This is a genomic window from Mesorhizobium onobrychidis (genome assembly GCF_024707545.1).
GTDB classification, from domain to species: Bacteria; Pseudomonadota; Alphaproteobacteria; order Rhizobiales; family Rhizobiaceae; genus Mesorhizobium; species Mesorhizobium onobrychidis.
The window spans coordinates 1,289,571-1,310,327 of sequence record NZ_CP062229.1 but is presented as its reverse complement, the minus strand read 5'-3'; the positions used below and the strand labels follow the sequence as shown (position 1 = coordinate 1,310,327).

Genomic DNA, 20,757 nt, shown 5'->3' with positions numbered 1-20,757 from the left:
GGTCAAAATACGCGCGGCACTCCAAGCAAAATTGGCCTATTCGGCGGCCTTCGGGAAGGCGATCGCCGGCTCGCCAAGCGAGCCCGGTCTTGCGGAGGTCTCTACAGTCGCACCGACTGTCTTGCCGCGCCGGAACACCCGACGGAAGAATGCATAGAAGCGGCTGTTCTTACTACGCGTGAACACCATCAGCATCGACGGTGTCACCACCAGCGTCAGCAAGGTGGCGAAGGACAGGCCGAAGACGATCGCCGACGACAGCGATATCCACCATTGCGTCGACGGCGCGTTGATCGTCGTCTCGTGATGGAAGATTTCGAGACCGAGGCCGAAAGCGATCGGCAGCACGCCGAGGATCGCCGACACCGCCGTCAGCACGACCGGTCGGGCACGTTCGCGACAGGTCTGCAGCACCGCGTCCATCTTGTCCCAGCCTTCTTCGCGCAGCCGGTCATAGGTGTCGATCAGCACGATGTTGTTGTTCACCACCACGCCGGCCAGCGCGATCACGCCGATGCCCGACATGACGATGCCGAACGCCTCTCCTGTCAACAGCAATCCCAGGAACACCCCGACCGTCGCCATGACCACGCAGGACAGCACCAGCCAGACGCTGGTGAACTTGTTGAACTGCATCAGAAGCACGAGGAAGATCAGGAAGATCGCGGCACCGAAGGCTTTGCTGAGGAAGGCGCTGGCCTCGGCGCTGTCCTCGTTCGAGCCGGCAAGCTTCCAGCGTATGCCGCTGCCGAGATCCATATCGACGACAGCCTGGCTGACCTGCTGCTGGACAGAAGCGACTTGCTCGCCGGCGGCGACATTGGCCTGGACGACCACCGTGCGCGCGCCATCGATGCGGTTGAGGATACCGACGGTCGGCTCGGGCTTGCGCACGACGAAATTCGAGATCGGCACCGACCCTTGCGAAGTCTGCACCCTGAGGTCGTCGAGTGTCGACAGCGTGCGCCGGTCCTCGGGCAGACGCAGCCTGATGTCGACGGCGTCGTCAGCACCGGCTGGCCGGTATTCACTGAGCTTCAGCCCGTTCGTCACCAGTTGCACAACCGTTCCGACCGAGGTCGGGCTGATGCCGTATTGTGCCGCCTTGGCGCGATCGACGTCGAGCGCCCAGTCGACGCCGGGCGGCGGCAGGCCGTCGGAAATATCGATAACACCGGGCACCTTGGCAATGCGCGCGGCGACGGCGCGCGCCTTGTCGTCGAGACCTTGCGGGTCGACGGCCGAAAGCCTGATCTGGATCGGCTTGCCGGTGGGCGGGCCGGCCTCAGGCACGCGAACCTCGACGTCGACGCCGGGAATGCCGGCCATGACGCCGCGCAGTTCGTCCAGGATCGCGTTCGCCGATTTGCGCTCGCGCCAGTCGACGAACTCGTACTGGATCACGCCGACCACGTCTTCAGGAATGTCCTGGCCGCCGCCTTGCGTCTTGCCGACACGGGTATAGACCGACTTCACGCCTGGCCAGCCGAGAAGCCGGTTTTCCGCGGTCTTCGTGGCGGCATCCATTTCGGCGAGCGAAAGGTTGCCGCGGGCGTGCACATAGAGCAGGCCGTAGTCAGGCTCGACATTCGGGAAGAACTCGACGCCGGCGCCGTATTTCGAATAGGCAAGGCCGACACCGAACAAAAGGCCGACGGTGAGCAGAAGCACGGTAATGGGAAAGCGCACCGCCTGCTTGACCACGGCCATATACCAGCCGTCGCGGTTGTCATTCTCGTGATGCGGCGGCGCCTTGGCGAACAAGGCGCCCAGCGCCGGCGCAAAGACCAGCGCATAGAGCATCGAGGCCGAGAGCGTGACGATCAGCGTGATCGGCATGTATTTCATGAAATCGCCGATGATGCCTGGCCAGAACAACAGCGGCGAAAAGGCGGCGATGCGCGTCATCGTCGCGGCGATAACCGGCCCCGCCATGCGCTTGGCGGCAAGCGCGAAGGCCTCTGCCTTCGGCATGCCTTCGCTCATCCGCCGCTCGGCCAATTCGGTGACGATGATGGCGTCGTCGACGAGCATGCCGACCGCCAGGATGAGGCTGAACAGCACGATCATGTTGATCGTGTAGCCCATCATGGCCAACAGCAGGATGCCGATCAGGAAGGACGATGGAATGGCGAGGCCAATCAGCAGCGAGGCACGGCCCGACAGCGCGTAGAGAATGACGATGAACACCAGGATCACGGCGATCATGACGTGGTTCTGCAGATCGCCGAGCAATTGGTTGACGAAGACCGACTTGTCCTGCGTGTAGGTGACGTGCATGCCTTCCGGCATGGTCTTTATGAAGGCATCGGACACGGTCCTCACCTGGGCGATCGTGTCGATCAGGTTGGAGCCGATGCGCTTCTTCACCTCGATGGCGATCGCCGGCTTGCCGTCGAGACGGGTCACCGTCTCGGCGTCCTTGAAGGTGGAGCGGACGGTGGCGATATCCTTGGCCTGCACCACGGCATTGGGGCCGGCGACGATCGGAAGCGCCGCCACGTCCTCCGGCGTCTCGATCAGCGACGGCACCTTGACCGCGTATTTGCCCTCGGACCCTTCGATGTTGCCGGCGGCGACAAGACTGTTGGAATCGCCGACCGCACCGATCAGCTGCTCGAGCTGCAGCCCGTAGGAAGATAGTTTCATCGGATCGATGACGACTTCGACGAGATCGTCGCGCGCACCTTGCAGCGCGCCTTCCAGCACGCCCGGCACTTCCTCGATGCGGTCGCGCAACTCGCGCGCCGCCGCCGTGAGCATGCGCTCGGGCACCTCGCCCGACAGCGTCACGACAAGGACGGGGAACTCGGAGACGTTGACTTCGGAGACCACAGGCTCCTCGGCTGCCTGCGGCAGGTCGGCCTTGCCGTCCTGGACCTTGCTGCGTGTGTCCTGCAGCGCCGTCGCCAGATCCGTCTGCGGGTGGAATTCGACCAGCACATAGCCGCCGCCCTGGAAGGCGGCCGAGCGCATCTCCTTGAGGCCCTTGAGACTCTTCAGCTTGGCTTCCATCGGCCGCAGCAGCAGGCGCTCCGAATCCTCAGGCGATATCCCCCGATAGATCAGGCTGACATACATCATCGGAATCGGAACGTCGGGTTCCGCTTCCTTCGGCGTCGACTGATAGGCGACCCAGCCAGCAAGCAGAAGGAAGACCAGCACCGAAATGGTCAGGCGGGCATTGTTGATTGCAAGCTTGACGATATCCATGATTACTGCGTCCCGGCCGCCGCTTCGCCCAAGAGCTTCTGGATGGTGGCCTGGTCGGCCTCGACCGGCTTGACCACTTCGCCTTCCGTCACCAGTTCCTGGCCGGCGACGATGACACGTGCATCGGCCGGGATGCCGCCAAGCACCAGGCCGTTTGGCGTGTCGTCGACCAGGTCGATCGGGAAGAACACGACCTTGTCGTCCTTGTCGACGGCGCGAATACCGAGATCGCCCTTGTCGCCGAGCGTCACCACCGAGCGCGGCAGCATGACGGCGTCGGTCGGCTGCGCGCTCAGCCCGATCTCGGCCGTCATCCCGGCGGGAATGGTGCCCTCAGGATTAGGGATTGCGATCTCGACCCGGAAGGTGCGGGTGGCGGACGACGCGTCGCGGCTGATGTAGCGCACAGTGCCCTCGACGATCTGGCCGCTGACCAGCCGTACATTCGCCTTGTCGCCGATCTTCAGATAGCCGAGATCACGCTCGCTGACCTCGCCGCGGGCGATCACAGGGTCTAGGCTCAGAATGGTTGCCACCTCGCCGCCCTGCATCACCGAACTGCCAAGCTCCACCGGCACCCGGTCGATGACGCCGTCGAACGGAGCCCTCACCTCATTGCGATCAAGCTGGGCTTGCATGGCTTCCAGCATCGACTGCGCTAAGGTTAGGGTGGAGCGAGCGTTGTCGAGCTGCAGCTTGGGCAGATTGCCGGTTTTCGCCAGCCGCGAGGCCGCATCAAGTTCGGCCTGACGCTGCGCGACAAGCTGCTTGGCATTGCTGAGCGCCGAAAGCTTTTCCTCGGTGGCAAGCATCAGCACGAGGTCGCCCGTCTTGACGTGCTGTCCTTGCTTGACCGGCAGCTTGTCGATGATGCCGTCGACCCGGGTCGCCAGCACCGCGCGCTTGTCGGCTTCGGTCAGTCCGGAAATGCGGATGGCGCGCGCATAGGTACGCCTAGGCGGGGTTATGATCGCGACGGTGCGCAACGGCGCCTTGGGCTGCTCTGCCTCACTGGGCTTGGCCTTGCCAGCGTCAGCCGCCTTTGGCTGCTCGACCTCCCCCGCCTTGGGTTCGTTGTCGGCGGCCGCGCTGCCGACGGACGAGAACTCGCCCGTCACCATCCATGCAGCGAACCCGACAAGCACAACAATGGCTGCAAGCTTGTGAAACCTGTATTTCGGCATCGTCGTTTTTCCATTGCGCGGGGTTCGGCCAGGCCGCGTCTTCTAACTCGGCGCGTCGCCGATATGGGTGCGCGCAAGGCCGTGTTCAACTTGCCGTGATCGGCGAACGAGCTTCTACATCAAAGTTGCACCGCAATATAGTCAGAAAAGTTGATGGGTAATACTTCGCTGGGCAGGACGCGCCCGCCGCCATGAGGCGAGCCGGACCAGCGCAGCCGTTCGTCTGCGACATGGCGGTCGGCGCAGCGCGGATGCGAAAGTAACCGCTAGACCGCGTCCCTCGGACAAACCCTTGGCTGCATCGACCGTCATCGGTGCCGTTGCCTGGCTTTCCTGTGCGGCGGCGAAAGGCGCCATCGAAACAGCATGGCAGCAGCTGTCAGCATGATGGGAATATTTCATGCAAACGTCACCTCCTTCGACAAGGGCAGTGTCCGGATGCGCCTGCCTGTCAGTGCGAAGATGGCGTTGGCGAGTGCCGGTGCCGCCGGCGGCGTGCCGACTTCGCCGACGCCGCCCATTTTGTGAAAATTCTCCAGGATAGCGACTTCGAACGCCGGGCACTGGAAGATGCGCATGGCATCGTAATCGTGAAAATTCGACTGTTCGACCATGCCGCCGGCGAAAGTAATCTCCTGACCCATCGCCGCCGACAGGCCATAGATGGCGGCGGAGATGAGTTGCGCCTCGATGATATCAGGATCGAGTGCGGTGCCGACATCGGCGGCGATCCATACTTTCTCAATGCGAATTCCGGACGGCGTGTCGGCGACCTGGACGATCTCGCCGACCCAACTGCCGAAGGAGAGCGTGAACGCGATGCCCTTGGCCTTGCCGGCGGGCAGCGCCTCGCCCCATTTCGCCATATCGGCGACCTTCTCGACCACCTTCACCGCTGCCGGATAGGCAGCCATCAGCTTCTTGCGCAATTCGACCGGATCGGTTTTCCCAGCGACGGCGATCTCGTCCAGAAATCCTTCATGGAAGAAACCGTTGATCGAACTGCCGACCGATCGCCAGGAGCCGACGGGGATCGAGACGGGTGCGGCGACGCCGGCCACCCGGTAATTCGGGATCGTATAGGGCTGGTTATGGGCTCCGTCGACGATGGACTTGTCGGGCCCGAGCGGCGATATCGAAGGAAACAGCCGGCGCAAGGTGCTGGCTATCATCGATGGCGAGGCGATCGTCATGTCGATGGCAACCGGGATGCCGTCGTTGCCAAGCCGCGCCTGGAATTTGCCGACGGAAGCCGGCCGGTAGGCGTCGTGGCGCATGTCTTCCTCGCGCGTCCAGATCACCTTGACCGGCCGGCCTGCCGTTTCTTTCGCCATCAGCGCGGCACAGAGCGCATAATCCACCTCGACACGTCGGCCGAAGCCGCCGCCCATGAAGGTGGTGTGGACGCTGACTTTGTCCTGCTCGATGCCGACAGCATTGGCGCAAAGCTGCCGCACCAAGGTCGGCGCCTGGTTGCCGCACCAGATGTCGAGGACGCCGTCCTTCAACCGCGCCGTGGCGTTCATCGGCTCCATCGTCGCATGTGCCAGATAAGGCACCGCGTAGTCGGCCTCGACGATCTTTTCGCGCGGCGCGTCGGCGAAGGCGGTATCGACATCGCCATCGTCGCGCATCACCGACCCTTTGGCGCCGAGCGCCTGCTTCAGCACCTCTGAAATGCCGGCGCTATCCAGCGGATATTCGGGATCGGCCCATTCGGTGTCGATCGCCTCCGCCGCCTTGAACGCCGCCCAGGTGTTTTCGGCTATGATGCCGAAGCCGTGGCCGTAATTCGTGTCGATCGGCACGATCTTGATCACGCCAGGCATTTTCTCGGCGTTGGAGAAATCCGCCTTGACCGGCTTGGCCCAGAAGCGCGGGCTCATCTTGACCGTGCCGTACAGCATGTCCGGCAGCGTCACGTCGATGCCGAAGATCGGCGCCCCGGTGACCTTGGCCAGCATGTCGATGCGTTTTTGCGGTTTGCCGAGCAGTTTCCAGTCGGCTTTGTCTTTGAGCCTGATTTCCGCGGGCGGCGCCATCGTCGCAGCGGTCGCGGCGACCGCGCCATAGGTCAGCGACTTGCCCGACGCCTTGTGCAGGATCGAGCCATTGGCCGTTTCCAGATCGGCAGCAGCTATACCGAGCTTTTGCGCGGCCGCTGCAATCAGCATCTCCCGCGCGGCGGCGCCTGCCTGCCGCATCTTGTCGAAACCGTCGCGCGTCGAGGCCGAGCCTCCGGTGCCTTGGAGAGCGAGGAATTTTCCGACGACGCCCATGCCGGCGCGCACTACTTCCGCCGTCATGCTTTCGTCGAAGAAGGCGAACGGACCGCCCTCTTCCAGGATCGCTGAGTTGTAATAGGCGTAGGAGGCCGGGCCGTGCTCGACCTTGACCTGGCCGAGGTCGACATCGAGTTCTTCGGCAACCATGGCGGCAAGCGTCGTCGAGATGCCTTGGCCCATCTCGGCACGCGGCGCGATGATGGTGATGGTGTTGTCGGCGCCGATCTTCACATAGGGGTTGAAGGTCGCTTCGTCAGCGGCGAGATCGCCTTCCAGCGGATTCGGATAGGGTTTGCGGTAGTAATAGTAGCCGACGGCGACACCGCCCGCGATGGCAGCCGCGCCGATGAGAAACGTGCGGCGGGCGATCTTTCCGACACTGGCCATGGTCAAATCCCCGCCGTCTTGAGGACGACCGCTCGTTTGATCGCCGCATGGATCTTCGGGTAGGTGCCGCAGCGGCAGAGATTGCCGCCCATAGCATCGTCGATGTCGGCATCGGTCGGGTCGGCAACCTGGTCGAGCAGCGCCACCGCGCTCATGATCTGGCCGGCCTGGCAGTAGCCGCATTGGGCGACCTGCTCTTCCAGCCAAGCCTGCTGTACCGGATGCAGTCTGCCTTCGGTGCCGATCCCTTCGATCGTGGTGACCGCGCCGGTGACCTCACCGACCGGCAATGAACAGGAGCGCACCGGCTGGCCGTCGACATGCACGGTGCAGGCGCCGCAGGCGGCGATGCCGCAGCCGAACTTCGGCCCGGTCTTGCCCATGAGATCGCGCAGCGCCCACAGCAGCGGCATTTCGGGATCGGCATTGACGTCGAATGCCTGCCCGTCGACGGTGAGGCGCATGGGGATACCCTTTGTTGTCGTCCACAGCCCGAGGCAAAAGGCCGGTCGGCCATTTCGTCCTCATACATCTTGACAAATTACGTCATTTTGTCAACAGAGCTTTTACAGGATAAAGTTGCGCCATGATCGAGATCGAGGACATCGCCACCGACCCCAAGCGCGCCCGCATTCTGGACAGCGCGATGAAGGTGTTTCTGGCCTATGGTTTCGCCCGCACCACCATGGACGACATTGCGCGTACCGCCGACATGTCGCGGCCGGCGCTTTATCTCCAGTTCAAGAACAAGACCGGTATTTATCGCGCCATCGCGTTGATGCTGCTTTCCCGCTCGCTCGAGCAGGCGAAAACGGCACTCGCCGGCGAAGAACCATTTGCCGAGCGCACGATGCGGGCCATCGACGAAGCGCTGATCTCGATGACGCGCACCGTCCACGCCTCGCCACATGGCGCCGAGCTCCTTGACATGAAGTCGAGCCTCGCCGACCTGATCGGCTGCTGGCGCAGCCGGTTTGCCGAGCATGTCGCCGCAGCGATCCAGAGCGAGGCCGGACGCAATGGCGTCGATCTCACCGCCAAGGGCTTGTCGGCAAAATTTCTGGCCGACATGCTGCTCGACGGGCTGGAAGGCATGAAGATGCGCATCAGCGATCCGGACGAGCAGAGTCGGGCTGCGGCCGCGCTGATCAAGGTGATCGATCTAGCCTTGCAAAAAAGCTGACAAACAAAACGCCTCAGGCTCGGCGACGCGCTGCCTCGGGCTTCTTGCGTGCCGCGAGGAACTCCTTGACCCGCCGGCCCGGTGCCGGACCACGCACCGGCTTGAAGCCGTCGTCGAGTTCGCCTGAGAGATCAAGCGTCGGCCGCTTGCCGACGGCGTCGTAATTCTCCTCCAGCCAGTCGCTGGCGGCGGTGCGGCCAAGGTCGCGCAGATAGGTCAGGAACGCCCATTCGGCATTGACCTTGGACGATGCCGACAGGTCCTTGAATGCCTCGTCGGCATCGATGCGGTGCATTCGGATGTCGCGGTATTCTCCATGCGGCAGCCGGCCGGCTGCAATCAGCTCCTTGATGAAGGCGATCGAGCGGAATTCGCGCAAGAGTCCGGCGTTGAAGGTGATCTCGTCGATGCGGTTCTGGATTTCGTTGGCGCTCTTCGGCGTCCCTTCGCGGACCACCGGATTGATCTGCACCAACAGCACGTCCTCGGTGGCAGCCGTCTTGAAAAACGGGAACAGCGCCGGATTGCCGCCATAGCCGCCATCCCAGTAGGGCACGCCCTTAATCTCGACGGCGCGGAACAGCTGCGGCAGGCAAGCCGACGCCATCACCGTGTCGATGTCGATCTCGCCATCGGAAAAGACGCGCAATTGCCCGGTCTCGACATTGGTCGCGGAGATGAACAGTTCCATCGCCTTGCAGGCGCGCACATTGCCGAAATCGATCTCCTGTTCGATCACCTCACGCAGCGGGTTGAGGCCGAGCGGGTTGGCGACATAGGGCGAAAACACCCGCGACATGGTGTCGAAAAAGAGATAGCCCGGCGTATTCTCGATCGACCAGTTGCCCCAGGCCACGTCCCACGGCATGCGCTGCACCGGGCTGAACCGGCCCTTCAGCGCCACCGCGCGCCAGAAATCGTCGAGCTTCCGCCGCGCACCTTCGACGCCGCCGCGGACGAAGCCGTCGGCCAGCGCCACTGCGTTCATGGCGCCGGCGCTGGTGCCCGAAACCGCCGCGATGTCGAGCCGCCCATCCTCCAGCAGCTGGTCGAGCACGCCCCAAGAAAAGGCGCCGTGTGAGCCGCCGCCCTGCAGCGCGACATTGATCTTCTTTGGCTCCTCCGCCTTGCCGTTTGTCGTCATGGCGTTGTCCTTGATTTGTCGGCCAGCTTTGCTTCGCGCGCCGAAATTCACTGGGCGGTCCAGCCGCCGTCGACCGAAATATGCGTGCCGTTGATCTGCGCTGCCGCATCCGAACACAGGAACACCGCGGCAGCGGCAACCTGCTCGACCGTGACGAACTCCTTGGTCGGCTGCTTTTCGAGCATGATCTCGCGGACCACAGTGTCGCGGTCCATCATGTTGGCCTTCATCTGGTCGGGGATCTGCGCCTCGACCAGCGGCGTCAGCACATAGCCGGGGCAGATGGCGTTGCAGGTGATCTTGTCGCGCGCCAGTTCCAAAGCGACCGTCTTGGTCAGCCCCATGATGCCGTGCTTGGCCGAGACATAGGCCGACTTGAACGGCGAGGCGACCAGCCCGTGGGCCGAGGCGATGTTGACGATCCTGCCGCCGCCGGCTTGTTTCATCCGCGGGATCGCGGCAGCGATGGTGTGGAAGGCCGACGATAGATTGATGGCAATGATCGCGTCCCATTTCTCGATGGGAAATTCTTCCACCGGCGCGACATGCTGGATGCCGGCATTGTTGACCAGGATGTCGACCGAGCCGAACGTCTCGGCTGCTTTCTCGATCAAAGCCCGGCATTCGGCCGGCTTCGACATGTCTGCCTTGATATAGACGGTCTTCACGCCGTGATGTTTGGCGATCGCATCGGTGATGGCACGGTCGTCGGCAGTATCGGAAAAGGAATTGACGACGACGTTGCAGCCGTCCGCCGCGAGCGCATGGGCGATGGCCAGGCCGATGCCCGAGGTGGAACCGGTGACGATGGCGGTTTTTCTGCTGGGCAAGGCGAAATCCTTCAGTACGGTGCTAACGGAAGCATATTGCAGTGCAGCATATATGTCTCGTGCGGCGCAAGAACAGCGGCACGGATCGGCGATGAGATGAAATTTTCGTCATGAATGAGGACACCCTCACTCGAAGTTGTGCCCTGACAGACAGTGTGAAAACAGTTTGTCAGCGATCCCGGGTAGCCACTTCGGGGTGCTCCTGAGATTGCGCTTTGGATGAAATCCGGCTCATGAAAAGATGGAGAGCTCTGCGCGCGGCGAGCGATGGCGGCTCGGACGGATGCCACTCCGGAAAATGACCATCGATCGCCATGCGCGCCAACCCGTAGACAAATGCGCGCGCGGCAAGCACCAGATGGTCAAAGTCGGTGTCCGGAGCAAGCCGGCCTTGTTGTTGCGCTTGGGTCAGCAGGTCGATCATCTTCCGGCGAACGGCTTCATTCTGATCACGAAGACTATCCGATGCGTCGAAATCGATCAGCGTTCGAGAACTGATGATCTGGAAATGCGTCGGGTTGCTGATCGCCCATTCCAGATAGCCTTGTCCGATTGCTTCGAAAGCCACAATGGGATCTGCGCTGTCGACTTTTGACTGTGCATCGGCAACGGCCTCAGTCAGCCGGTTCATGGCCTGTTCGGCGACCGCGGTCAGCAGTGCTGTTTTCGACCGAAAATGCCGGAATGGCGCGCCGGGCGAAACGCCGGCACGTTTTGCGGCCTCACGCACAGACACATGCTCTGCTCCGCGCTCCTCGATGATCTCGACGGTTGCGGCGATCAAGGCTTCAACCAGATTGCCGTGATGATAGCGCTTGGGGGTGGTGGCTTCGCCGGAATCCGTGGGGTTGGTCATGCGTGCCCAATAGCACGAGGCCGAAATGTAATCATTGATTATTTTTCTTGCGCTCGCGCGATTCATATGTAATCAGTGATTACACGTCAACGGAGGTTACCATGCTTCGCATCATCGCAACGACTGCCCTCGCTTTCTCCTTATCGTCGCTCGGATCTGCCCAGGCCGAAGATCGGCCAGCCCTGGAAATCGTCTGGCCGGTGGCCGGTTCGATCATCCAACTCGGTAACGATCCCGAGAAGGCGATAGGCGTCGTCGTCAGGAGCAACTTCACGCTGCTGCCAGCGGGTGAATGCAACGGCGTCAGCCAATGCGGCCACGTGCATATGAAGATCGACCCCGCCGGAGATACCTGCAACATCCCCGGCAAGCCGTACAACAGCATGAACAGCGACTTTGGCGGCGACCTTATCAAGGCTCGTTTCGGCCATTGCCCGGAAGCCGCCGGCAAGCACGTGATCGGCGTCCTCCTTGCCGATGATCATCACAAGCCCATTCTTGTGGACGGCAAACCCGTTACCGCGCTGGTGACGGTGACGACGAAATAGCGTGGCCGGGGGCCCTCAGCCTCATTCGAGGCGGAGATGTTCTGACACGGTCTGCTGGTGGGAGATTTCGGCCGGGTTTGGTCCGGCCGGCGATCACGACATGGTGTCGAGCTTGCGCTGCATGGCGGCGATCTGTTCCTTCAACTCCTGAAGGTCGTCAGGTTTTTCCGACGTTTCTTTCCTGGCCGGCTCCGCCGGCGCTGCGGAAGAGCCATTCGAGGCTGCGGGTGGGAAGGGCGTGAACAGGCGCATGGCGTTCTGGAACATCTCCATATTGCGGCGCGTCTGCTCTTCCAGCGCCTTGATCGGCGTGGCGATCTTCATCATGTCCAGCGGCGACTTGCCCAACGCACCCTTCATCTGCTCGCGGAAGCGTTCCTGTTCCTTTGAGAAGGCGATCATCGATTGTTCGAGGAAGCTCGGCACGATCATCTGCATCTGGTCGCCGTAGAAGGCGATCAACTGGCGCAGGAACGGAATTGGCAGCATGTTCTGCCCATCCTTGTTCTCCAGTTCAAAGATGATCTGGGTCAGCACAGGATGGGTGATGTCGTCGCCGGTCTTGGCGTCCTGGACGGTGAACTCCTCGCCCTTCTTGACCATTTCGGCAAGGTCCTCGAGCGTCACATAAGTGCTGGTGCCGGTGTTGTAGAGGCGGCGATTGGCATATTTCTTGATGATAATCGGTTCGTCTTTCGCGGCCATCAGCATCCTCCCAGGACACCGGCGCACTTGAGTAAGCTGCCGGTAACGATTGCGCCTTTCAAGGATATGCGCAAAAGCGTCACAATTCCAAGCGGTTTGTGCAGTGCGGGATAAATTAATGCTGCACGGCGGGGCCAAAATATGCTGCGCAGCAATGCGCCAGACTGTTTCCACGACCGCGAGCGACCTGCTTGCGACGCATGCCGTCATGCCATTTCCGGTTTGACTTGGATCGTTTAAAGGGCAAGAAAAGCCCTGACGATACGAAAAACTCGATACCTCGAAGTCTGGAGAAGAACATGTCCGCTGCCATCATTGTCGCCAGTGCGGCGCGCACGCCCGTCGGGTCCTTCAACGGCGCCTTTGCCGCCACCCCGGCGCATGAGCTTGGTGCCGTGGTCATCAAGGAGCTGTTGTCTCGCGCCGGTGTCGAGCCGACGGAGGTCGACGAGGTCATCCTCGGCCAGGTGCTGACCGCGGCTCAGGGCCAGAACCCCGCCCGCCAGGCATCTATCAATGCCGGCCTGCCAAAGGAAACCACCGCCTGGGGCCTCAATCAGGTTTGCGGCTCAGGTCTGCGCGCTATTGCTCTCGGTATGCAGCAGATCGCCACCGGCGACGCCAAGGTGATCGTCGCCGGCGGGCAGGAATCGATGTCGCTGGCCCCGCACGCTCAACACCTGCGTGCCGGCGTCAAGATGGGCGACTACAAGATGATCGACACAATGATCAAGGACGGGCTTTGGGATGCCTTCAATGGCTATCACATGGGCAACACCGCCGAAAACGTCGCTCGCCAGTTCCAGATTACCCGCGAGGACCAGGACCGGCTCGCATTGGTCTCCCAGAACAAGGCAGAGGCCGCGCAGAAGGCCGGCAAATTCAGGGATGAGATCGTAGCTTTCACCGTCAAGGGCAAGAAGGGCGACACCATTGTCGACCAGGACGAATACATCCGCCACGGCGCCACGATCGACGCCATGACCAAGCTAAGACCGGCCTTCGACAAGGACGGCACGGTGACCGCCGCCAATGCCTCCGGCATCAATGACGGCGCCGCCGCCGTGCTGCTGATGACCGAGGCGGAAGCCGCAAAGCGCGGCATCACGCCGCTGGCGCGCATCGTGTCCTGGGCGACCGCTGGCGTCGATCCGCAGATCATGGGCACCGGGCCTATTCCCGCCTCGCGCAAGGCGCTGGCCAAGGCCGGCTGGTCGGTCGGCGATCTCGACCTAGTCGAGGCCAACGAGGCCTTCGCCGCCCAGGCCTGCGCCGTCAACAAGGACATGGGCTGGGATCCGTCCATCGTCAACGTCAACGGCGGCGCCATCGCCATCGGCCATCCGATCGGCGCCTCCGGTGCCCGCATCTTCAACACGCTGGTTTACGAGATGCGCCGCCGCGGCGCCAAGAAGGGCTTGGCCACGCTGTGCATCGGCGGCGGCATGGGCGTCGCCATGTGCGTGGAAGCGCTGTGAGGACATATGCGGAGCGTCTCGAAGACAGGGTGAGCAAGCCGTGAAATAGTCGGTGGCGACTGGCTCAATCGCCGCTAGAGCGTTCCCCGTTGATCGCGCGGCGCTCATGAAAAAAGGGAGGACACCATGACAAAGGTAGCACTCGTCACCGGCGGGTCGCGCGGTATTGGCGCCGCGATTTCGATCGGCCTGAAAAACGCCGGCTATCATGTTGCCGCGAACTACGCCGGCAATGACGAAGCGGCGCAGAAATTCAAGGCAGAGACCGGCATCCCGGTCTACAAATGGTCGGTCGCCGACTACGATGCCTGCGCCGCCGGCATCAAGCAGATCGAGGCCGATCTCGGCCCGGTTTCCGTTCTGGTCAACAATGCCGGCATCACCCGCGACGCCATGTTCCACAAAATGACGCGCGAGCAATGGAAAGAGGTCGTCGACACCAATCTTTCCGGCGTCTTCAACATGACGCACCCACTGTGGGGCGGCATGCGCGACCGCAAGTTCGGTCGCGTCATCACCATCTCCTCGATCAACGGCCAGAAGGGTCAGACCGGCCAGGTCAATTATTCGGCGTCGAAGGCCGGCGACATCGGCTTCACCAAGGCGCTCGCCCAGGAAGGAGCGCGGGCCGGCATCACCGTCAATGTCATCTGCCCCGGCTATATCGCTACCGAGATGGTCAGGGCGATGGACGAGAAGGTGCTCAACGAGCGCGTCATCCCGCAGATCCCGGTCGGCCGCCTCGGCGAGCCGGAAGAGATCGCACGCTGCGTCGTCTTCCTCGCTTCCGACGATGCCGGTTTCATCACTGGCTCGACCATCTCCGCCAATGGCGGCCAGTACATCACCTGAGGCGTCGGCTCTCGCCGGTAACTGATGTACCGGCCCAACGCCCACCCGGCCGAGACCGAGGGCTGGGAGCCGTACAATCGCGGCTGTCAGGCAACAAGCTTCAGCCCTGGTTCGGCTGCAGGCTTGGTCTGGGCGATCGGCTCGCGCGAAGGTGCCGGCAGGCGGGCAAGCGGCGCCCGGCTGAGGCCTGATAGTTTCAAGGCGATACGACGCTTCAGGAATGGATTGAGGTTCAGCACCGAAAGCACGAGATTGCGGACGAACCGCTTCACCGAACTGCGGGTAAGCGCCATGTCGGTCATCGTGCTCGCCAGTTCAAGCACCTCTTGGGCCGCCGGGCGTCGCAGCGTTTCGTAGAGGTCGAGTTCGGCTTCCGGGCGCACGCCGTTCACCACGTCGCCAAGCAACTGGCCAAGCACAACCGCGTCGATGATGCCGGTGTTCATCCCTTGCCCTCCCGCCGGGCTGTGCACGTGCGCGGCATCACCCATGAGGAACAATCGGTCCTTGCGGTACGAGCGGACCAGGCGGTGATGCACACGAAAACGCGAGCTCCACGACAGGTCGAGCACCCGGGTTCTTTTCTTGGTCGGTCCGCGGCTGTCGAGCAGCGCCTGGATGTCGGCAATCTCGGGCTTTTCCGGTGCGTCATCCATTGTCGCGACGACCCGGTACGATCCGTCCGGAAGCGGCGCCACCACCACCAGCCCGGCCGGTGCAAAGAACAGCGACACTTCCGTCGGCCCAACCGGCCAGTCGAGACGAACATCGGCGAGTACGAACGAAGCGTCATAGGCCGCGCCGTCGAACTCGATGCCGGTCGACCTGCGCACCAGGCTTTGCATGCCGTCGGCACCAACGACATAGCGTGCCGATATCAGTTTCTCGCGGCCGTTCTCGACCACCGTCACGCGCGCGCCGTCAGCATCCTGAACGACCGCCTTGGCCTCGATCATGCGGTGAATCACACCGCCCAGGGCTGCGATCCGTTCGGCGAACACCTGCTCGGTCAGGTTCTGAGGCAGCATCATCAAATAGGGATGCCTTGACGGAAGCTTGCCGAAATCAAGCATGAGCAGCGCCCGATTGCGGTCGCGGATGGCGAAATTCTGCAGCTTCAGGGCAAGTTCGCTCAGCCGCTGCGTGACGCCGAGAGGCTCCAGCGTTTCCAGCGTCTGCGCGTGGATGACGCCAGCCCGCGAGGTCTGAAGGCCCTGCGCCAGCCTGTCGATCAGAACATGATCGACACCGGCCTGGTGCAGCACGATGGACAGCGCCATGCCGGTCGGGCCGGCGCCGATGATCAGGACTTCCGTTGTATCGGGCAACATTTTTTCTCTCCATTTGTCAACGATTGTTGACTTTCTAATTGAACCTATTGCATTTGTCAACGGGCGTTGGCATATGAATTTTCATGACCGAGAATCAGCCGAAGAAACCCAGCAAATCGGACCGCACGCGCGCCCAAATCCTCGAGGCCGCGAGGCTCCTGTTCGCCGAGCACGGCTATGACGGCGCCTCCATCCGCGACGTCGCGGCGCGTGCCTCGATCGATCCCGCCATGGTGATCCGCTATTTCCGCAGCAAGGACGACCTGTTCGCCAGCGCGGCGGTCGTCGACCTGCAATTGCCGGCACTGCGGGCGATCGACCGAAACACCATCGGTGAAACGCTGATCAGGCGTTTTCTCGAAATCTGGGAAGGCCCGGCCAGCGGTCCTGGCATGGCAATTCTGCTGCGTTCGGCGACGTCGAACGAATTCGCCGCCGAAAAGCTGCGTGACGTATTTGGCAACCAGGTCAGGCCGGTCGTTGCGGCGGTCGCTGATCCCGCCGACGCGGGTCGACGGGCCGGGCTCGTTTCGAGCCAGTTGCTGGGTTTGGCGATGTGCCGATACCTGCTGCGGCTTCCGCCCGTCGTCGCCCTGTCCCACGATGAAATCATTCAGAACGTCGGCCCTACTTTGCAGCGCTATGCCGTGGGAGAGGACGTTTCTTGAACCTGCCGTTCAGCATTGTTGGCCGGGTCTGGTCCTCTTGCGCGACTGCGCCGACCGACGGACGTGACACCGATTCGTGCCGAAGCGGCACGCAAAGGTTAACGGCGACCGCACGGCCTGTGCAAAAACCCTGTTACCCGCCTGTGGATTCTCGGTGGAAAACCTGTTCACAACACAACATATTGGGGTGAACAAAACGGGAAATATTCGCCAGCGCTGATTCGTCGCCTTTTCGTTCCGGCTTTGACCGGAAGGTTAACGACAAAGGTCGAAAACGTCCCTCAAACCGTTAAGGCGCGTTAGGAAAGATCAATAGTTTCATAATGTTGGGTGACGCCTGCCGGCATGCGCCGATCGTTCATCGGCAAATGTTAACGACGACGTCCGCCCTGCATGAATCGGGCCAGTTCGGCGATTCAGCATGTGGTGAGACTTGCCGGCAAAAAACCCAGATGTAGCCGTGAACAAAACCTGAATCAGCAAGAGTCAGCGATTCGTAGCTGATTCGTTCCAGACTCGTTCCAACTGTTAAATCAGGACCGGTTGACAACACCGGACGAGAGCCTTCGTGCTGCCGTCGGAACATTCCGCTTTCGCTTCGCGCCCGAAATCCCTATGTGTCGCTTGTCACACGCGCCGCCACGGGGCGCGCTCCCGACAACGCGAGGCAGAGAGCCTTATTTCCAGGTCGATGAACATCCAGCCGAAACACACTGAACCGCTGATCCTGTCGGGCCGCGACGTGACCGCCGTGCTCGGGCCGACCAACACCGGTAAGACCCATCTCGCCATCGAGCGCATGGTGGCGCATGAAAGCGGCATTATCGGCCTGCCGCTCAGGCTGCTCGCCCGCGAGGTTTATTCACGCGTCTGCGAGAAGGTCGGCGCTCACAAGGTGGCGCTCATCACCGGCGAGGAGAAGATCCAGCCCGACGGCGCCAGATATTCGGTCTGCACCGTGGAAGCCATGCCGCGCGAGACCGACGCCGCCTTCGTCGCCATCGACGAGGTCCAGTTAGCCGGCGATCTCGAGCGCGGCCACATCTTCACCGACCGCATCCTGCATCTACGCGGCCGCCAGGAGACACTGCTGCTCGGCGCAGCTACCATGCACGGCATCCTCCAGCGTCTGCTGAAGGGCGTGTCGGTGGTGACGCGGCCACGGCTGTCGCATCTGGCCTATGCCGGCTCGAAGAAGCTTACCCGCCTGCCGCGACGCACGGCGATCGTCGCCTTTTCCGCCGACGAGGTCTATGCGATCGCCGAACTGATCCGCCGCCAGCAGGGCGGTGCGGCCGTCGTGCTCGGCGCGCTATCGCCCCGCACCCGCAACGCGCAGGTGGCGCTTTTCCAGTCGGGTGATGTCGATTATCTGATCGCCACCGATGCGATCGGCATGGGCCTCAACCTCGATCTCGATCATGTCGCCTTCGCCCAGAACCGCAAGTTCGACGGCTACCAGTACCGCAATCTGACAGCGGCCGAGCTCGGCCAGATCGCCGGCCGCGCCGGCCGGCACTTGCGCGACGGAACCTTTGGCGTCACGGGCCAGGTCGATCCACTGGACGAGGAATTGGTCAAGAAGATCGAAGCGCATGATTTCGACCCGGTGAAGGTGCTGCAATGGCGCACCGCGCGTTTCGATTTCGCCAACCTCGACGCGCTGAAGCGCTCGATCGAGACCAACGCGCCGGTTGAAGGCCTGACGCGCGCGCTGCCGGCGGTGGATGCGCAGGCGCTCGAGCATTTGTCCCGCGACGAGGACATCCGGGCGCTTGCCACCGACGCCAGGCGCGTGGCGCTGTTGTGGGAGGCCTGCGCCCTTCCCGATTACAGGAAGATCGCGCCGGCTCAGCATGCCGACCTGATCGCCTCGATTTATACGGACCTTGCCAGGCATGGCCATGTCGACGAGAATTACATGGCCGAGCAGGTGCGCCGTGCCGACACCACCGAGGGCGACATCGACACGCTGTCGCACCGGATCGCCCAGATCCGCACCTGGACTTTCGTTTCCAACCGGCCCGGCTGGCTGGCCGATCAGGCACACTGGCAGGAAAAGACGCGCGAAATCGAAGACAGATTGTCGGATGCGCTGCATGAGCGGTTGACGAAACGCTTCGTAGACCGCAGGACTTCGGTCCTCATGCGGCGCCTTAGAGAAAATACCATGCCTGAAGCCGAAATCAGCCCAACCGGAACCGTCCTCGTCGAAGGCCATCATGTCGGCGAGTTGCAGGGGTTCCGCTTCACCGCCGACCAGAGCGCCGGCGGCGAGGATGCCAAGGCGGTGCGTACAGCAGCCCAGAAGGCGCTTGCAGCCGAATTCGAGGCGCGGGCCGAACGCTTCGGCGCCTCGGCCAACGGTGACATCGCGCTCGGCTCCGACGGCACGCTGCGCTGGATCGGCGCGCCGATCGGCACGCTGGTCGCAGGCGACGAGCCGTTGAAGCCGCGCCTTGTGCTGCTGGCCGACGAGCAGCTCACCGGACCCGCCCGCGACAAGGTCGCGGCGCGCGCCGAGCGCTTCGTCAATTTCCAGATCGAGTCCCTGCTGAAGCCGCTCGTCGACCTCAAAAACGCCGAGCAGATCACCGGCATCGGCCGCGGCATCGCCTTCCAACTCGTCGAGCATTTCGGCCTCATCAACCGCCGCGACATCGCCGAGGAGATGAAGTCGCTCGACCAGGAAGGCCGCGCCGCGCTTCGCCGGCTCGGCGTGCGCTTCGGCGCCTACCACGTCTTCGTGCCCGCGCTGATCAAGCCGGCCCCGGCTGGACTGGTGACGCTGTTGTGGGCGCTGAGGAACGACGGCAAGGACAAGCCCGGCTTTGGCGACGTGGTTCACGCGCTGGCCTCCGGCCGCACCTCAGTGGTCATCGATCCCACCTTCGACAAGGCATTCTACAAACTGGCCGGCTACCGCAATCTCGGCCGTCGCGCGGTACGCGTCGACATCCTTGAACGGCTGGCCGACCTGATCCGGCCCGCAACCAACTGGAAGCCGGGCCTCGGCCAGCGCCCCGACGGCGCCTATGACGGTCAGTCCTTCATGGTGACGCCGCCGATGATGTCGATCCTCGGCGCCACGGCCGACGACATGGAAGAGATTTTGAAAGGCCTCGGCTACCGGGCGGAGCCGAAGCCGGCGGTCGAGGTGAGGGCACGGCTCGAGGCACAGGACAATGCCGCGCGTGAAGCCGCCGCGGCCAAGCAGGCGGCGGAAGAAGCTGCGCGAGCCGAGCAGGCCAAGGCAGCGGACGCCGCGGTTGCGGACGCAGCCGCCGAGGCGCCGGCCGAGAGTTCGGAGCCGGCTGCCGTGGCAGAGGCCGCAGCCGAAGGTCCCGCGGAACCCACCACCGAAGCGGAACCTGTCGCAGAAGCTCAGCTGGAAACTCCGGCTGAGGTCACGGTAGAGGGGCTGCCTGCAGCCGAAGCCGCAGCTCCAGAGGCAGCAACCGAAACCGCCGAGGTTGGGGTCGCACCGGCGGAGCCGGCTTTCGAAGCCTCTGCCGCAACGGAAGCAGTGTCGACCGAACCTGCCGCGGCGACGGAAGCCGCCACCGGCGAGGCTGCTCCAGAGGCCGAGAAAGAGGCCGAAGAACCAAAACCCATCCTGTTGTGGCGGCAGGGCCGCTTCGACCAGCGCCCGCGCCACCGCCACCACGACAGCCGGCCCCGTGACAGGGACAATCGCCCGCGCAACGGGCAAGCCGCCCGCGATGGCCGTGGCGACGCACCGGCAGATGCCACCGGCGGCCAACCGGCCGGCGCTCCAGGCAGCCGGCCCCCCCATCAAGGACGCCGCGACGGCGACGGCGCCGGCAAGCCGCGCTTCGACCGCAGCAAGTTCAAGCCCAAGCCTCAGGGTGAGGCAGGGGAACGGCGCGACGGCAAGCCGCAGGGCGAGCGTCCCGATCGTCGCGAAAGCCGGCCCGACTGGAAGGGCGGCAGGCAGGACGGCAAGGGTGGCGCACCAGGTGGAAAGCCCGCGTTCCAGCCTAAGCCTCGCGAGGAGCGTCCCGTGCGCTTCGACCCGGATTCTCCCTTCGCCAAGCTCGCCGCGTTGCGCGACCAGCTGAAGAAGTAAGTT

General features: G+C 63.0%; 15 protein-coding genes and 1 pseudogene. 6 read left to right on the top strand and 10 right to left on the bottom strand.

What is annotated here, in order from left to right:
- Nucleotides 1–36 precede the first annotated feature (36 nt).
- From IHQ72_RS06290 to IHQ72_RS06275, 4 genes are all read right to left on the bottom strand, one after another.
- Complete coding sequence (locus IHQ72_RS06290; protein WP_258121646.1) at nucleotides 37–3,213, bottom strand: efflux RND transporter permease subunit; 3,177 nt, start codon at nucleotides 3,211–3,213, stop codon at nucleotides 37–39.
- 2 nt (nucleotides 3,214–3,215) lie between these two features.
- Nucleotides 3,216–4,397, bottom strand: coding sequence for an efflux RND transporter periplasmic adaptor subunit (locus IHQ72_RS06285; protein WP_258121645.1), 1,182 nt, complete (start codon nucleotides 4,395–4,397; stop codon nucleotides 3,216–3,218).
- A 398-nt stretch (nucleotides 4,398–4,795) separates the two neighbouring features.
- Nucleotides 4,796–7,069: a xanthine dehydrogenase family protein molybdopterin-binding subunit gene (locus IHQ72_RS06280; RefSeq protein ID WP_258121644.1), complete on the bottom strand. Its 2,274-nt coding sequence runs from the start codon at nucleotides 7,067–7,069 to the stop codon at nucleotides 4,796–4,798.
- A 2-nt stretch (nucleotides 7,070–7,071) separates the two neighbouring features.
- Complete coding sequence (locus IHQ72_RS06275) at nucleotides 7,072–7,533, bottom strand: (2Fe-2S)-binding protein (protein WP_258121643.1); 462 nt, start codon at nucleotides 7,531–7,533, stop codon at nucleotides 7,072–7,074.
- A gap of 122 nt (nucleotides 7,534–7,655) precedes the next feature.
- Here IHQ72_RS06275 and IHQ72_RS06270 point away from each other — a divergent pair, with 122 nt between their 5' ends.
- Nucleotides 7,656–8,252: a TetR/AcrR family transcriptional regulator gene (locus IHQ72_RS06270; RefSeq protein ID WP_258121642.1), complete on the top strand. Its 597-nt coding sequence runs from the start codon at nucleotides 7,656–7,658 to the stop codon at nucleotides 8,250–8,252.
- Nucleotides 8,253–8,265: 13 nt separating this feature from the next.
- On the opposite strand, the gene IHQ72_RS06265 is transcribed toward IHQ72_RS06270, so the two are convergent.
- The 4 genes and pseudogenes from IHQ72_RS06265 to IHQ72_RS06250 all read right to left on the bottom strand — a co-directional run.
- On the bottom strand, nucleotides 8,266–9,396 hold the full coding sequence (locus IHQ72_RS06265; protein ID WP_258121641.1) for a patatin-like phospholipase family protein: 1,131 nt from the start codon (nucleotides 9,394–9,396) through the stop codon (nucleotides 8,266–8,268).
- A 47-nt stretch (nucleotides 9,397–9,443) separates the two neighbouring features.
- Nucleotides 9,444–10,226 carry a 3-hydroxybutyrate dehydrogenase gene (locus IHQ72_RS06260; RefSeq protein ID WP_258121640.1) on the bottom strand — a complete coding sequence of 261 codons (783 nt, stop codon included), beginning with the start codon at nucleotides 10,224–10,226 and terminating at the stop codon, nucleotides 9,444–9,446.
- A 169-nt stretch (nucleotides 10,227–10,395) separates the two neighbouring features.
- On the bottom strand, nucleotides 10,396–10,857 hold the full coding sequence (locus IHQ72_RS06255; protein ID WP_258123751.1) for a TetR-like C-terminal domain-containing protein: 462 nt from the start codon (nucleotides 10,855–10,857) through the stop codon (nucleotides 10,396–10,398).
- A gap of 72 nt (nucleotides 10,858–10,929) precedes the next feature.
- Nucleotides 10,930–11,082, bottom strand: a pseudogene (locus IHQ72_RS06250) (TetR/AcrR family transcriptional regulator); the annotation flags it as partial.
- Nucleotides 11,083–11,183: 101 nt separating this feature from the next.
- Here IHQ72_RS06250 and IHQ72_RS06245 point away from each other — a divergent pair.
- Complete coding sequence (locus tag IHQ72_RS06245) at nucleotides 11,184–11,630, top strand: hypothetical protein (protein ID WP_258121639.1); 447 nt, start codon at nucleotides 11,184–11,186, stop codon at nucleotides 11,628–11,630.
- A gap of 93 nt (nucleotides 11,631–11,723) precedes the next feature.
- On the opposite strand, the gene phaR is transcribed toward IHQ72_RS06245, so the two are convergent.
- On the bottom strand, nucleotides 11,724–12,335 hold the full coding sequence (gene phaR / locus IHQ72_RS06240) for a polyhydroxyalkanoate synthesis repressor PhaR (RefSeq protein ID WP_258121638.1): 612 nt from the start codon (nucleotides 12,333–12,335) through the stop codon (nucleotides 11,724–11,726).
- A 299-nt stretch (nucleotides 12,336–12,634) separates the two neighbouring features.
- Between phaR and IHQ72_RS06235 the strand changes: the two genes are divergently transcribed.
- Both IHQ72_RS06235 and phbB read left to right on the top strand, forming a co-directional pair.
- The gene (locus IHQ72_RS06235) at nucleotides 12,635–13,813 is read left to right on the top strand and encodes an acetyl-CoA C-acetyltransferase (protein WP_258121637.1); all 1,179 of its coding nucleotides are present in this window, start codon (nucleotides 12,635–12,637) and stop codon (nucleotides 13,811–13,813) included.
- Between the two features lie 126 nt (nucleotides 13,814–13,939).
- On the top strand, nucleotides 13,940–14,665 hold the full coding sequence (phbB, locus tag IHQ72_RS06230; RefSeq protein ID WP_258121636.1) for an acetoacetyl-CoA reductase: 726 nt from the start codon (nucleotides 13,940–13,942) through the stop codon (nucleotides 14,663–14,665).
- Between the two features lie 86 nt (nucleotides 14,666–14,751).
- Here phbB and IHQ72_RS06225 read toward each other — a convergent pair whose 3' ends face one another.
- Nucleotides 14,752–15,996 carry an FAD-dependent monooxygenase gene (locus IHQ72_RS06225; protein WP_258121635.1) on the bottom strand — a complete coding sequence of 415 codons (1,245 nt, stop codon included), beginning with the start codon at nucleotides 15,994–15,996 and terminating at the stop codon, nucleotides 14,752–14,754.
- Between the two features lie 83 nt (nucleotides 15,997–16,079).
- Here IHQ72_RS06225 and IHQ72_RS06220 point away from each other — a divergent pair, with 83 nt between their 5' ends.
- A complete protein-coding gene (locus tag IHQ72_RS06220; RefSeq protein ID WP_258121634.1) occupies nucleotides 16,080–16,664 on the top strand; it encodes a TetR/AcrR family transcriptional regulator in 585 nt (194 codons plus the stop codon).
- A 691-nt stretch (nucleotides 16,665–17,355) separates the two neighbouring features.
- The gene (locus IHQ72_RS06215) at nucleotides 17,356–20,754 is read left to right on the top strand and encodes a helicase-related protein (RefSeq protein WP_258121633.1); all 3,399 of its coding nucleotides are present in this window, start codon (nucleotides 17,356–17,358) and stop codon (nucleotides 20,752–20,754) included.
- Nucleotides 20,755–20,757 lie beyond the last annotated feature (3 nt).